The 14979-nt window shown below is 64.8% G+C and carries 13 protein-coding genes; all 13 read left to right on the plus strand.

What is annotated here, in order from left to right; translation table 11 throughout:
* Window position 1 precedes the first annotated feature (1 nt).
* The 13 genes from CDV44_RS09865 (at window position 2) to CDV44_RS09925 (ending at window position 14952) form a co-directional block, all read left to right on the plus strand.
* A complete protein-coding gene (locus CDV44_RS09865) occupies window positions 2-652 on the plus strand; it encodes a hypothetical protein (protein ID WP_249277479.1) in 651 nt (216 codons plus the stop codon).
* A gap of 5 nt (window positions 653-657) precedes the next feature.
* A complete protein-coding gene (locus tag CDV44_RS09870; protein ID WP_170935927.1) occupies window positions 658-2547 on the plus strand; it encodes an AMP-binding protein in 1890 nt (629 codons plus the stop codon).
* Entirely contained in the window at window positions 2544-4301 is a 1758-nt protein-coding gene (locus CDV44_RS09875; RefSeq protein WP_087687854.1) for a glycosyltransferase, read from the plus strand. Before CDV44_RS09870 ends, CDV44_RS09875 begins: the two co-directional genes overlap by 4 nt.
* A complete protein-coding gene (gene hutH / locus CDV44_RS09880; protein WP_249277480.1) occupies window positions 4298-5938 on the plus strand; it encodes a histidine ammonia-lyase in 1641 nt (546 codons plus the stop codon). Before CDV44_RS09875 ends, hutH begins: the two co-directional genes overlap by 4 nt.
* Window positions 5928-6386, plus strand: a complete 459-nt coding sequence (locus tag CDV44_RS09885) for a thioesterase family protein (protein WP_087687856.1) — start codon at window positions 5928-5930, stop codon at window positions 6384-6386. The genes hutH and CDV44_RS09885 overlap by 11 nt, the downstream gene beginning before the upstream one ends.
* On the plus strand, window positions 6371-7057 hold the full coding sequence (locus CDV44_RS09890) for an outer membrane lipoprotein carrier protein LolA (protein WP_087687857.1): 687 nt from the start codon (window positions 6371-6373) through the stop codon (window positions 7055-7057). Before CDV44_RS09885 ends, CDV44_RS09890 begins: the two co-directional genes overlap by 16 nt.
* Entirely contained in the window at window positions 7054-9489 is a 2436-nt protein-coding gene (locus CDV44_RS09895) for an MMPL family transporter (RefSeq protein WP_087687858.1), read from the plus strand. Before CDV44_RS09890 ends, CDV44_RS09895 begins: the two co-directional genes overlap by 4 nt.
* Window positions 9486-10694, plus strand: a complete 1209-nt coding sequence (locus CDV44_RS09900) for a beta-ketoacyl-ACP synthase (RefSeq protein ID WP_087687859.1) — start codon at window positions 9486-9488, stop codon at window positions 10692-10694. Before CDV44_RS09895 ends, CDV44_RS09900 begins: the two co-directional genes overlap by 4 nt.
* Window positions 10691-11158, plus strand: coding sequence for a beta-hydroxyacyl-ACP dehydratase (locus tag CDV44_RS09905; protein WP_087687860.1), 468 nt, complete (start codon window positions 10691-10693; stop codon window positions 11156-11158). Before CDV44_RS09900 ends, CDV44_RS09905 begins: the two co-directional genes overlap by 4 nt.
* Window positions 11155-11880: a 3-ketoacyl-ACP reductase FabG2 gene (locus CDV44_RS09910; RefSeq protein ID WP_087687861.1), complete on the plus strand. Its 726-nt coding sequence runs from the start codon at window positions 11155-11157 to the stop codon at window positions 11878-11880. Before CDV44_RS09905 ends, CDV44_RS09910 begins: the two co-directional genes overlap by 4 nt.
* Window positions 11880-13109 carry a beta-ketoacyl-ACP synthase gene (locus CDV44_RS09915; RefSeq protein ID WP_087687862.1) on the plus strand — a complete coding sequence of 410 codons (1230 nt, stop codon included), beginning with the start codon at window positions 11880-11882 and terminating at the stop codon, window positions 13107-13109. The genes CDV44_RS09910 and CDV44_RS09915 overlap by 1 nt, the downstream gene beginning before the upstream one ends.
* Before the next feature lie 110 nt (window positions 13110-13219).
* The gene (locus tag CDV44_RS09920) at window positions 13220-13705 is read left to right on the plus strand and encodes a hypothetical protein (RefSeq protein WP_087687863.1); all 486 of its coding nucleotides are present in this window, start codon (window positions 13220-13222) and stop codon (window positions 13703-13705) included.
* Window positions 13705-14952, plus strand: a complete 1248-nt coding sequence (locus tag CDV44_RS09925; protein ID WP_087687864.1) for a beta-ketoacyl synthase — start codon at window positions 13705-13707, stop codon at window positions 14950-14952. The genes CDV44_RS09920 and CDV44_RS09925 overlap by 1 nt, the downstream gene beginning before the upstream one ends.
* Window positions 14953-14979 lie beyond the last annotated feature (27 nt).

Consider the following 14979-nt stretch of genomic DNA (forward strand, 5'->3'; position numbering starts at 1 on the left):
CATGTCCCGACTTCATGCCAACGCCTCAGGATCGCTGCCGCACGCTCCCCAGACGCGCGTGCGCTGGCAATCCGTTATCGCTGCACTCGCCTATCCGTTGCTGATCCTCGTAGGGATCTCGCTGCTGGCGCCGCGCTATCTCGCGTTGCTACTGCTCGTCGGGATCTACCTGCGTTACCGTCGCAATCTGAAGTCGCACCGGCTCCTCATGCCTGTCGAATGGGCGGTTGCCGGTGGGCTGGCAGCGCTCGCATGCGCCACAGCGCTGAGCAACAGCGAACTACTGCTGCGCTGCTACCCCGTTGCCGTGAATGCCGGCATGGGACTGACGTTCGCCATGTCATTGCGCTCCCCCATACCCATGGTCGAGCGCATTGCCCGGTTGCATCAACCCGATTTGCCGACGGACGCCACGCCTTATCTGCGCAACGTCACGCGCGTATGGATCGTCTTCTTCGTCTTCAACGGCGCCGTCGCGCTCGCCACGGCACTTTGGGCATCGCGAGAGATTTGGTCGCTCTATAACGGTGGAGTCGCCTACGTGCTGATCGGATTGCTGTTTGCGGCCGAATGGCTTTGGCGTCGTCGCATGCTCGCGAAACAAGCCTGCGCAGACGCTCGGAACACCCAACATCCGGGGCCGTCGGCATGAATGGCATGAGCGTCATGAGTGAGCGCGTCGCCATCGCGTCACCGGCCAGTGCCGTCACCCCGCAAGCCATCGACTGCACGCCGCTGGCCGAGATGTTGTGCCAGCCGCGCGCACCATCGCTCGTCGTATGCGTGGACGGCCGTTCGTCCGCAGACGACGCCGCGCCGCTGACAGCGCACGCGTGGCATGCCCGAGTTCAGTCGCTGCGGGCGGCATTTTCGGCACGTCCTGCACAACGGCTCGCGCTATGTCTGGACGATCCGTTCGACATAAGCTGTGCCCTATTCGCTGCATGGGCGGCGGGCAGAACGCCCGTCGTGCTGCCCAACGCCCTGCCCCAGACACGCCGAGACTTTGCTTTCGCCTTCGACGAAGCCATCGATACGGACATGCTGGCGCGCGATTCGGCATGCCGAGACGCCGCGACCGTCGCGATGAATCACGACGCGCCGGAAGCCCGCAACGCGCTCCCCTCGTCGTGCCAGTTGCTCATTTACACGTCGGGCAGCAGCGGCGAGCCGAAGGCCATCACGAAAACGCTGGCACAGCTCGACGGCGAGGTGCAGGCGCTTCACCGGCATTGGGGCACGCAGCTTCAGAACGCTCTGGTGGTCGCGAGCGTGCCGTGCCATCACATTTATGGACTGTGGTTTCGCGTGCTGTGGCCGTTGGCCGCAGGGATTCCATTCGCTCGACACACTTTTGCGGAACCTTCGCAAGCCCGTGCGTGGCGCACTTGGCCAGCCGTGGTGTGGATCGCAGGCCCCGCACAGTTGACACGTTGGCCGGCATTGCTTTGCGACGGCGTCTGGCCCGACGCGCCCCGCCTCACGTTCTCATCCGGTGGCCCGTTGCCCGCTGATGCCGCACGCCAGTGCGCCGAACTCGTTCGGGCCACAGGTGCACGAGCAGCCGTGGGCGATGCCTGGGCACCAGTGGAGGTCTTCGGCAGTACCGAAACCGGTGGCATCGCATGGCGCCAACAGGACCGCATGTCGCACTGGACACCGTTCGATGACACGACGGTGCGAGTCTCTGACCATGGCGCATTGGAAATCTGCTCGCCGCGCGTCAATGACGGGCGTTGGTGGCCGACCGACGACGGCGCCATCGTGAACGCCGACGGCTCGTTCACCATGACGGGCCGGCTCGACCGCACCGTGAAGATCGAAGGCAAGCGAGTCTCGCTACCGGCGGTGGAGGCGGCACTCTTGCGCCACGAATGGGTCGACGACGCAGCAGCCGTCGTAATCGCCGGCCGCCTTGCCGCCGCCGTCGCACTGAGCCACGCCGGCCGACGCGCCTGGCGCGAACAATCGCTGGGGACCGTTCGCGCCGTCATGCGCGACGCGCTGGCCCAGACGTTCGATGCGACCGTACTCCCGAGACGCTGGCGTTTTCCCGCAGCCCTTCCCCTGAATGAACGAGGCAAGCGCGCGACGTCCGACGTTGCCGCGCTCTTTGCGCCGGCATCGCCGTGGATGCCGTCGGTAATGGGTGTTCGGTTGAACTACGCGAACGACTCTGACGCCCCCGGCACGCCGTCGGATAACCCGCAGGCTGTGGTGCTGTCCTTGCGAGTGCCGCCCGATCTGGCACATTTCGAGGGTCACTTCCCGGGACTTCCGCTACTGCCCGGTGTCGTTCTGATCGACTGGGCCAGCCGGTTCGCTGCGGAACACGCGGCGCGCGACCCCGCGCTGCGTGCATGGGTGAGCACGCCGAGCACGTTGCAGCAAGTCAAATTCTCCGCACCGGTACTGCCGGGGACACGGTTCGATCTCACGCTGACGTACGATGCTGCCCGTCGTCGCGTGCACTACGCCTACGAAGGAATACGCGGCATGGCCGCCACCGGCTATCTCGCCTATGCCGCCGGAGACGTGTCGCAATGACGACACGCCTTGACTCCCCGCCGCTGCACGACGGCTTTGTGCCCTGCGTCCTGATTCCGGTGTACAACCACCCGGCCCATATCGCACGTATCGTCGAGACGTTGCTTGCACGAGGCCTGCCGGTGCTGCTGATCGACGACGGCAGCGATGCGCCAACGCGCGCCGTACTTGATGCCATTCATGGCGCACATCCCCAGACGGTTACGCTTGAACGCCTGCCGCACAATCTCGGCAAAGGCGGCGCCGTCTCTCATGGATTACGCATCGCGCATGCACTCGGCTACACGCACGCACTGCAAGTCGACGCGGACGGTCAGCACGATCTCTCGGATGTCCCCGCTTTTTTCGATGACGCCAGGCAGCGCCCCGACGCCGTGATCTGCGGAACACCACGTTACGACGCTTCGGTGCCCAAGGGGCGTTTGTACGGACGCTACATCACGCACTTCTGGGTGTGGATCGAGACGTTGTCGTTCGATATCGCCGATTCGATGTGCGGATTCCGTGTGTATCCGCTTGCGGCCACCGCCGCCCTGCTGGCACGGCACCGGCCGCCGCCGCGCATGGCGTTCGACACGGACATTCTGGTGCGCCTGTATTGGCGGGGTGTGCCAGTCCAGAATCGGCGAACACGCGTGGTCTATCCGGACAACGGGGTATCGCACTTTCAAATGTTCCGCGACAACGCCGGAATTTCTTGGATGCATACGCGACTTGTTTGCGCGATGCTGCCCCGCATACCGACGCTGTTACTGCGAAAACTGCGCCGTACAGAGACATTGCCAACGCCCGCCTCGCTCGCTGCGCCCGGCGCTACGGCCGCCCTGCCATGGTGGCGCCGCCCCGAACGCGGCAGCCTGCTGGGCATGAACCTTCTGGCGTTTGCCTGTCGCTGGTTCGGCTTGCGTATGGCGCGCGCTTGCCTGATTCCCGTGGCGGCTTACTTTGCGCTGAAAGACACGCAAGCCTGCGCCGCCTCGCGCGACTATCAACAGCGGCTTGGCGTGGCAGCCCCCGAACTCGGCTGGGCGGTCCCGACGCGCTGGCGCACTTTCCAGCATCTTCTTGCATTCGCCAACGCCGCACTGGATAAATTCGCCGCCTGGCGCGGGCTGCTCGGTGAGCGCCACGTCCGGGTAGAGGACGATGCCACGCTCGACGCGGCCGCCAACGATGCCCGTGGCGCGCTTGTCATCGGCTCGCATCTCGGCAATCTGGAGATGACACGCGCGCTCGCACGTTCGCGGGGCATTGATCGCATTCATGCGGTCGTCTACACCCGCCACGCCCAGCGCTTCCGTTCGATGCTCGCCGGGTCAAATCAGGCTTTTGCGGAAAACTTGATCGAGGTGGACGACATTGGCCCGGCCACCGCCATCATGCTTCGCGAGCGCGTCGATCGTGGCGACTGGCTCGTCATCGTGGGAGACCGCGTGCCGTCCGCCGACGGTGGCCGTGTCGTACAGGCCCCCTTCTTTGGCGAATCCGCCCCCTTTGCACAAGGCCCGTTCATTCTGGCAGCGTTGCTCGAATGTCCGGTGTATCTGCTCTTCTGCCTGCGCGACAAAGCGTCTTACCGGCTGTATTTCGAACGGTTCGCCGACACCGTCGAATTGCCTCGGGCCAGACGCGAAGCCGCATTACGCAGCTACGCCGAACGCTACGCACGTCGGCTTGAGCACTACTGCCGGCAATACCCGATGCAGTGGTTCAACTTTTTCGATTTCTGGCAAGGCAAGCCGCCACCGTCATGATGGAACTCCCGATTTCACTCTCCGGCCCCGCTGACGGCGTCGGCAATCCCGTACGCCACGCGGTCCACGACGACCGCCTCGAAGACACCACGGGCCGAACCCACGCTTCGGCCGTGGTGTTCGGTCAAGGGCGCTTGACGATCGAGGACATTCTGGCGCTGGCGCATCGCACCCGCGTCGCAAGGTTGTCGAACGACACTGCGTGGCAAGACCGCATTCGTCGCAGCGTGAACGCGCTGCAAGCGCACCTCGCGGCCGGGCGCCCCGTCTACGGCGTGACCACCGGCTACGGCGACGCCTGTGTCGTCGACGTCCCCGCATCGCTTATCGAAGCGCTGCCCGCCCAGCTCACCCGTTACCACGGCTGCGGCATGGGGGAATGGCTCGACGACGACGCCGTACGTGCCGTGCTCGCATGCCGTCTGGCATCGCTGGCTCAGGGGTACTCGGCCGTCCGTCCGGAACTGCTGGAGGCACTAGTCCATCTGCTCGCGCACGACGTGCTGCCGCGCATTCCAGCAGAAGGCTCGGTCGGCGCAAGCGGCGACCTCACGCCACTGTCGTACGTTGCGGCAACGCTCATCGGCGAGCGCGACGTCATGTATCGCGGCCGCCTTTGCGCCGCCGCTGAGGCCTTGTCGGCGTCCGGCGGCGCGCCGATCCGGTTGGCCCCGAAAGAAGGCCTTGCGCTCATGAACGGCACGGCGGTCATGACGGCATTGGCCAGTCTCGCGTTCGCGCGGAGCCGGTCGCTGGCACGACTGGCGTCCCGTCTGAGCGCACTCACGACCGTCGCGCTCGATGGCCGCGCCGCACACTTCCACCCCACGCTTTTCGACGCGAAGCCGCACGAAGGGCAACGCGACGCCGCCCGTTGGATCCGCGAGGATCTGGCCGGCCGCACAGAGCCCCCGGAAGCGCGGCTTCAGGACCGCTACTCGCTTCGATGTGCGCCGCATGTGGTCGGCGTGCTCGTCGACGCGCTCAGTTGGGTGCGTCGCGATGTCGAAAACGAGATCAACAGCGCCAACGACAATCCGCTCATCGACCCGGACACCGGTGAGGTGCATCACGGCGGCAACTTCTATGGCGGGCACATTGCATTCGCCATGGATAGCCTGAAGACAGCCGTCGCCAACATCGCCGATTTGATGGATCGCCAGTTGGCGCTGCTCGTGGACGACAAGTTCAACAACGGCCTGCCCCGCAATCTCAGCGGCGCAACGGGGCCTCGGGCGCCGATCAACCACGGCTTCAAGGCCGTGCAGATCGGCGCGTCGGCGTGGACGGCCGAGGCACTCAAGCACACCATGCCGGCCAGTGTGTTCTCGCGCTCCACCGAGTCGCATAACCAAGACAAGGTCAGCATGGGGACGATCGCCGCGCGCGATTGTCTGCGCGTGCTGATGCTGACCGAGCAGGTTGCCGCAGCGCACACGCTCGCCGTGGCGCAAGCGGTGAAACTGCGCGAACGCCTCTCGCCCGGCGGCACGGCGCTGCCCGACACGTTGCGTCAGTGGCTCGATGCCGTTGCCGCACAGTCGCCATTCGTCGACGAAGACCGTGCGCTTGAACACGAGTTGCGTGCCGTACGGGCGTGGATTGCCGAAGGAGCGGACCTGCCCCATGACGACTGATACCCTCACCTGCCGGCCGGAAAAGGCGCCCTGGCTCGTCGCCACGGCCGACGTCGATATTCCCTTCCATGACGTCGATGTGATGCAAGTGGCGTGGCACGGCCATTACGTCAAATACTTCGAACTCGCTCGTTGCGCGTTGCTGCGCCGGTTCGACTATGACTACCCGCAAATGCAGGCGTCCGGCTACCTGTGGCCGGTCGTCGAGTGCCATCTCAAATACGTTCGCCCGGCGCGTTACGGACAGCGTGTGCGTGTGAGCGCATCGCTGACCGAATACGAAAACCGGTTGCGCATTGCTTACGAGATTCACGACATCGCCACCGCAGAGCGCATCACCAAGGGGTACACCGTGCAAGTCGCCGTCGACGCGCGCAACGGCGAACTCCAATTCGTGAGCCCACCCGTGGTCGTTGAGAAGCTGGAGGCCGCATGGGCAGCCGGCTGATCTGGCGCGCGGCAGGCGCGCTGCTGAGTGTCGTGTTCACTTTCATCGGGGTGGCTTCGGCGACTGCGGCCATGGCGGCTGAGTCCGTCGCAGCACAGGAATCTGCCGCAGCCGATCTGACGTTGCTCAAGCGCATTCTTGCGCAGATTGGTGCCTATCCCGTGGTGCATGCCGATTTCCTCCAGACGCGTACGTCGGCTTTGCTGTCGGCGCCCGCCCTCACCCGAGGGTCGCTGGTGTTCGTGCGTGAGCGAGGTGTGGTGTGGCAAGTGCGCTCGCCTCAGGCGCAAGGCTATGTCTACGGCCGGCAGCGCAGCGCACGTCTCGATGCCGATGGCAACGTGCTGTCGCTCGATACGCAACCGTCAGGGGTCACGCAGCAGATCAACGAATGGGCGAATGCGTTCATGCACGGCGATACCAGCGGGCTGGCTTCACAGTTCTCCGTGGCCGTCACGGGGACGGTGAACCGTTGGCAGATCGTGCTGACACCGTCGCAGCCGCAGATCGCTCAGGTGATGCGGCGCCTCACGCTCAACGGCGATACCGTCGTACGCGGCGTCACACTCGAGACCCGGCGCGGGGAGTCCGTTCGCTGGCAGTTCGAGAAAGTGCGGACAGGCGAAGCGCTCGACTCGAACGAACAACGCTTGCTGCGAACGGTCGAATGAACGCGCGCACCCGGGCATTTCGCCGCACGCTCGCCTTTGCCTTCACGGCGGGCGTCCTGCTGCTGGGCATCTGGCTGATAGCGGTGCGCCACCTGCCACTCCAGACCAACGTGCTTTCGTTGTTGCCGGCAACGGAGCGCAATCCGGTTGCCGAGCAGGCCGTCGACCATCTCGCCGGAAGCGTGAGCGACCGCATCGTGGTGTTGATCGGTGCCGCAGATGCAACCTCAGCGCGCGCGGCAGCAGCCCGTTTCGATGCAATGGCACGGACCAATGACGCCTTTTCCAGCGTACAAGGCAAAATCCCACCGTTCGATCCGGCATTCCTCTCGAATTTCTACCTGCCTCACCGCTTTCAACTCCTCTCCCATGAGGACCGGGCCGCGCTCGAGGCACAGCTTCGCCGCAGTCCGTCCGACGCCACGGCCCCGTCCTCGTTGTCGTCGCTTTCGTTGGCAAACTCACCGTTTGGCATGACAGACGCTGCCGATGACCCCTTCGGCTGGCTCGACCGCTGGCTTATGCGCCTGCCGTTCGGTCAGCTACGCATGTTGCCCGACGCCGGTTGGCTGAGCGCCCGTCACGACGACAAAACGTGGGTGCTCCTGCTGCTGCAAACGCGTGGCGCCGCGTTCGACAGCGACGTTCAGCAACGCGTCATTCGATTCTTCAATGCGGCGCAATCACAAATCGTCGACGCGTCCCCGGGCGTGGAGATGCTGCGCAGTGGCGCTGTGTTTCACGCCGCTGGCGCGAGAGCGCAGGCCGAGATGGAACTGCACCGGATCGGCATCGTTGCAACCTTGGGCATCGCACTGTTGACGCTCTGGGCCTTCCGTTCGGGCCGCTTGCTCGCCATGGGACTGGCGACCGTAGCCTTCGGCACCCTGTGCGCGGCCGTCGCCACGCTGGTGATCTTCGGCGAGTTGCATCTGCTCACTCTCGTATTCGGCGCAGCCCTGATTGGCGAGACGGTCGACTACGCGATCCAGTACTTTGTCGGGGTCGGCGGGCTGAATCGCGATGCCGCCCAGCGAACCTTGCCCGTCATCCGCCCGGCGCTGCGTATTGCGCTCGCGACCAGCGTGCTGGGCTACGCAATTCTCGGTGCGGTGCCGTTCCCGGCATTGCGCCAGATCGCCGTCTTCGCGCTCGCCGGACTTCTCTCGTCATACGCATTTGTCGTATGGGCATTGCCTGCCTTCCTTCCCCGCGACGTACCGCCCCTTCGCGCGCCGGTCATCCGGCTGGCACAACGTTGGCTTCGCGTCTGGGGCGCGGCGCTCGCCGGACGGCAAGGCACAGTGGTCGGATGTCTGATCCTGCTGGCGTGCCTGCCCGGATGGTGGCGGCTGGGTGCTGACGACGATATTCGCCGACTGATTTCCCGTGAACCGGCACTGGTCGCACAAGAACAAGCGATCGCGCGGATCACCGGCATCGACGGCGCGACACAGTTCTGGCTGGTGCAGGCCGACAGCGAGGAAGCGCTGCTACGTCGCGAGGAGCAGCTTGGCGCACGCCTCGATCAGGCGGCCGCAGGCAAGAACGCACCCTTCAGCGGCTGGACGGGCGTGTCACAGTTCGTCCCCTCGGTGCAGCGGCAACTCGACAATCGCGCCTTGTACGGCGCTGCCCGCTTCGACTCGCCCGGCACACTGGCCGCCGCCATGACGCGCGCCGGGTTCCGGGCTGAATTCGCACGGCAATACGCCAATGCGTTTGCCACCGAGGGCGACACGCCGCCGCTTCGCGTCGCCGACTGGCTGGCCTGGCCCGGCGCGACCCCCTACCGCATGCTCTGGTTAGGACAAGTCGACACCTCATCCTCGTCGCTGAGCGGCCCGGCGAACGCCGTGGGATACGCAAGCCTCGTACGACCACAGGGACTGCGCGACAGTGCGGCGGCCGCGCGTGTGGCGGTTGGCTTGCCCGGCGTGACCTATGTTGATAAAGCCGCGTCCATTTCCGGCCTGTTCGCGCGTTACCGGCATGCGAGCGGCCTATGGTTCGCCGCAGCACTCGTGGTGGTCGCTGTCTTGCTCGCCCGTCGATACGGATGGCGCGGCGCCATCGCCACGCTCATGCCTACGTTGCTCGCGACCGCCGTGGTTTTCGCGACGTTCGGCTACCTCGGCCTGCCACTCACCTTATTCGCACAGATGGGTCTGATGCTCGTGCTCGGCGTCGGCGTGAACTACGCCATCTTTCTGCGCGAAGGCGAATTGCGCGCGGGTGAAGATGAACGAATGGCCGCGATCGCCGTAGCCGGCACGCTGATGTCCGCGGCCACCACGTTGCTGTCGTTCGGTCTGCTCGCTTTCAGCGGCATGCCAAGCCTGCACGCGTTCGGTCTGACCTTGACGATCGGCATTGCCCTCTCACTTTTGCTCGCACCCTACAGCTTGCGTTTTCCGGAGTTGCGTTCATGAAGCCCCCTGTCTACCTCCACGCGCTCGGCATGATCAATGCGCTGGGCCATGATTTGCCCGGTATCGCCGAACGTCTGTTTGCCGGTGATACGACAGGCATGCAACCTCGCGAAAACTGGCACGCCGCAGGTACGGCGCCGGCCCCTGTGGTCGGTGCGGTGCGGCTCTCCGATCACGAACTGCCTCGGATTCCAGAACGGTTAAAACGCTACGACTGCCGCAACAATCGGTTTTTGGTCGCGGCAGCAGAACCCTTGCGTGCCGTGCTTGCACAACACATTCAACGCCATGGCGCGACGCGCATCGGCGTGGTCATCGGCACGAGCACCTCGGGTATCGCCGAAGGCGAGGCGGCCCTGTGCTCGCTTGCGGCCAACGGCGCGTTGCCGGACAACTATCACTACATCCAGCAGGCACTCGGCGCCCCCGCGCAATTTGTCGCCGAGTTGCTCGGGATTCGCGGCCCCGCCTACGCGATTTCGACGGCCTGCACGTCGAGTGCGAAGGCATTCGGAGCGGCACGCCGCCTCATCGACAGCGGCGTGTGCGATGCCGTGGTAACCGGGGGCGCGGACGCGCTCTGCGCACTCACGCTCGGCGGCTTCGGCGCGCTTGAGTCGCTATCGCAAGGCCTGTCGCGCCCGATGAGCCGCCACCGCGACGGCATCAACATCGGCGAAGGCGCGATGCTCTGCCTGATGTCGCGTACGCCGGGGAACATCGTTTTTTCCGGCATTGGCGATTCGAGCGACGCCCATCACATTTCGGCACCGGCCCCCGACGGCGCGGGTGCCATCGAAGCGATGCGCAGCGCCTTGCGCGACGCGAGTCTTGCCCCCTCGCAAATCGAGTACGTGCATCTGCATGCGACCGGCACCCCGAAAAACGACATCATGGAAAGTCTCGCCACCCATACCTGTTTCGACGCGTCGCCGTGGGTAAGCGGCACCAAACCCATGACAGGACACCTGCTCGGTGCCGCAGGTGCGACGGGCATCGGCATTTGCTGGCTCACGCTGGAAGGCGATGGCCGATTGCCACCGCATCTCTGGGACGGCGCCACTGACCCGGCGCTCAGCCCGTTGCGGCTCACCACGCGCGGCACCACCCTCGGCCGACCGCCCCACCACGTGATGACAAACGCGTACGCATTCGGCGGCAACAACGCCAGTGTGATTCTCTCGCGCGCGGAGGCCCTTCGATGACGACGTCAACTCACTGGCCGCCCATCGAGACCTTGCTGCCACACCGTCCGCCCATGCTGCTGATCGACGCCGTGTGCCAATACGACCCCGAGTCGATCAGCGTTCAGGCAACGCCCGACGCTCAAGCGTGGTACGCCGACGGGAACGGCAACATGCCTGTTCACATCGTGATCGAACTCATGGCTCAGGCGATTGCCGCGCACGAAGCGCTGACGCGCCGAAACAGCGGGCTCCCACCGGCCCCCGGGGTGCTGCTCGGCACGCGCCGGCTCGAAACGAGCGTCACGTCGCTGTGCGCGGGCGTTCCCCTTCTGGTGCATGCGGCCTGCGTGTTGCGCGACGACACCGGCAACGGCGCCTACGACTGCCGTGTGGACGTCGACGGTGAGACCGTGGCCAACGCGACGATCAAGGTTCACCAACCGACCGATTTTTCTGCCTTTTTGTTGGAGCATCTATCATGACCCGACGTGTTCTCGTCACCGGTAGCAGCCGGGGCATCGGGCGGGCGATTGCCCTGCGTCTCGCTCGGGACGGCTTTGCCGTTACCGTCCATTGTCGCGAACAGGTCGCCCCCGGCGAAGCCACCGTCGCCGACATCCGCGCTGCGGGCGGCATCGCCCATCTCGTGCAATTCGACGTGCGCGACAGGCAGGTCTGCCGCGAGATGCTCGAAGCCGATGTTGCCGAACGTGGTGCCTATTACGGCATCGTTTGTGGCGCCGGCATTACGCGCGACAACGCCTTCCCTGCCCTGTCCGACGACGATTGGGACAGCGTTCTCGACACGAGCCTCGATGGCTTCTTCAATGTCGTTCACCCGCTCTCCATGCCGATGGTTCGTCTGCGTGCTGGCGGACGCATTGTCACCGTAGCCTCTGTCTCCGGCGTCATGGGCAATCGTGGCCAGGTGAATTACAGCGCCGCCAAGGCGGGTTTGATCGGCGCCAGCAAGGCGCTGGCCGCCGAGCTCGCATCGCGCCGAATCACCGTGAACTGTGTCGCTCCGGGGCTGGTAGATACGGGCATGCTCGAAGGCGTGGCGTTGGACGAAGCGTTGCGCATGGTGCCGATGAACCGCGTAGGCACACCCGACGAGGTTGCGCACGTGGTGTCGTTCCTGATGTCGGATGGAGCAAGCTATGTGACCCGTCAAGTGATCGGTGTCAACGGAGGGATCATCTGATGACGCGTGTTGTCGTGACCGGATACGGCGGTATCACAGCGCTGGGCAGCCGCTGGGAGGACATCGAGGGTGCGCTGCGCGCAGGCCGGAACGCCGTGCGTCGCATGCCCGAGTGGGATTACTTCGAGATGCTCAACGGACGCCTCGCCTGTCCCGTCGAAGACTTCGCGCCGCCGCCCCACTGGCCGCGCAAACAACTACGCTCCATGGGGCGTGTCGCCCAACTCTCACTTCGGGCAACGGAACACGCCCTCGCCCACGCCGCGCTTGACGTGACGGCTGGCGATCCTGGCGACATCGGTGTGGCTTACGGATCGTCGTCCGGCAGCATCGCTCCCATTCAGGCGTTCGGCGTGATGGTCGAGACCGGATCAATGGCGGGAGTGACATCGACGAGCTATATCCAGATGATGCCGCACACCACCGCCGTCAATATCGGTGTGCACTTCGGACTGCAAGGGCGGATCATTCCCACCTCGAGCGCTTGCACCTCCGGCAGTCAGGCGATCGGATACGCGTACGAGGCCATTCGCTTTGGCCGCACGAAAGTGATGCTCGCGGGCGGCGCCGAGGAATTGTCTGGCCCCGGCAGTGCGGTGTTCGACACGCTCTACGCGACGAGCACGCGCAACGACGAACCGAAGCTTACGCCGCGCCCGTTCGATGCCGCACGCGACGGCCTCGTGGTCGGTGAAGGGGCGGCCACTCTGGTACTCGAATCGCTCGACCACGCGCGAGCGCGTGGCGCCACGATTCTGGCGGAAATCATCGGGTTCGGATGCAACACCGACGGCAATCACGTCACGCAACCCACCGCTGCCACCATGGCGCGCGCCATGCAACTGGCGCTGAACGACGCCGGACTGGCACCGCACGCCATCGACTACATCAGCGCACATGGCACGGCGACGGACCGGGGCGATATCGCCGAGAGCGAAGCCACGGCCAGCATCTTCGGAGGCACCGTGCCGATCAGCGCCATGAAGAGCTATCTCGGTCACACGCTTGGCGCATGCGGTGCTATCGAAGCCTGGTGGGCCATCGAAATGATGCGCCGCGACTGGTTTGCCGGCACGCTCAATCTCGATAGTCCGGACCCGGCTTGCGCCTCGCTCGATCACATCGCGGGAGCCGATGGCCGGCAACTGGAAACGCAGCGAATCATGAGCAACAACTTTGCGTTCGGTGGCATCAACACGTCGCTGATCTTTCAGCGATTTGTGGATTGACAGGGTTGGATTTTTCAGCAAATCAGTCACTCAATGACAGCGCGTGGTAACTGCCAAGCCCGACAGGCGAAGTGCCACACAACGTCGCTCACAAACCAAATGGAGAAAACATGCAGACTCGTCGACGCCTGATCGCCGCTTCGCTCGCCGTCACCGTGACGGCGATGTTCGGTCCCGCCGCCCACGCTGCCCGCCCGCCCGTGCCGATCGTCCCGCACGACAACATGCCTATCGTCTCGGGTAGTGGCAATACGTTGTCGCTCGAAGAGATCCGCGGCGCCATCACACGCGGCGCGGCAACTCACGACTGGGTCGCCACGCAGGGAAAACCGGGCGAACTCGTCGCCTCGATCAACGTGCGCAACAAGCACTACGCCTCCGTGACGATCAAGTACAGCGAAACGACGTATTCGGTAACCTATCGCGACAGCACCAATCTCGAGTACGGGCTCTCGAGCATTCCCAGCGTTTCGCCGCGTCGCGAGGACTTCAGCAATACCGCGATGCCCGCCAACACGCCCGTGATTCACCCCAACTACAACCGTTGGGTCGACACGCTCATCCGCGACATCAACGCGGAACTGCGCCGCCTCTGATGTCTCGCTTTCATCGCCCCGATGGATTGGCCAGAGTCGTCGTCACTGGCCTCGGGATGGTCTCCGCCGCCGGTCACTCGCGCGAAGCCGTCGTCGACGCGTTACGCCGCCAGAAGAGCGGCGTGCATGAGGCTCCGGATTACGTCGCTCATGGCTTGCGCAGCACGATCACCGGGCGGCCGCACGCCGGGTCGCTCGATGACGCTGTTTTGCCTCGCAAGCTGCGGCGTTTCATGGGCGACACGGCGCTGTATGCCAGCCATGCAGCCCTACGCGCCGTCGCAGACGCCGGCCTGGACGCCGCGACGTTGAGCAACGGCAGATGTGGCGTCGTCGTTGGCTCCGGCACCGGAGCGATGAAAGATTTCGAAGACGCGCTGGATGTCGCGCGGGAAAGCGGCGCTACGCGGGTATTGCCATACGTCGTACCGCGCGCCATGTCGAGTACCGCGCAGGCAGCGTTATCCGCCCTGTTCGATCTGCGCGGCGTTGGGTACGCCATTTCGTCCGCATGCTCGACCTCGATCCATTGCGTCGGACATGCCGTCGATTTGCTCCGACTCGGACGACAGGATGTGATGCTGGCGGGCGGCAGCGAGGAAGCCCCTTGGGGTGCAGCAATGTGTTTCGACGCCATGGGGGTCCTCTCCCGTGGACACAACGCCACACCGGCGAAGGCCTCCCGGCCGTTCGATGCTGGACGCGACGGGTTTGTGCTTGGGGGCGGTGCGGCGATTCTCGTTCTGGAAACCCTCGCTCACGCCGAGGCCCGTGGTGCCCCTCCCCTCGCCGAGATTACGGGGGTGGGTGCTGCCACTTGCGCATCGCACGCCTTCGGTGTCGACATCGCGACCATGAGCGGCGTCGTCAAAGCGGCATGTCAGGATCTTGTGGCACCGCCCAGTTTTATCAGCGCACACGCCAACGGCTCGATTGAGGGCGACACGGCGGAGTTGGCGGCATTGGCCGATGCCTTCGGAGGATTGACCGAGGTGCCCGCCATCACTTCGATTAAAGGCATTACCGGCCACACGGTTGCGGCCGCGGGTGCGATGCAGATCGCCTGCGCGATCTGGGCGATGCACGAGGGATTTGTCCCGGGGGCAGCCAACATTGACCGCCTGCCCCCGGAAGCCGCGTCCTATCCGATCTGTAGAGAAAGCCGTGCTGCTGATATCAGCAGCAGCCTGATCAATACCTTCGGCTTTGGCGGCACCTACGGCGCGCTCACGCTGGCGCGCATCTAAGGCTGAAAGATCAAGTCCAACGGCCGC

The organism is Pandoraea sp. PE-S2R-1 (assembly GCF_002179865.1).
Lineage (GTDB): Bacteria > Pseudomonadota > Gammaproteobacteria > Burkholderiales > Burkholderiaceae > Pandoraea.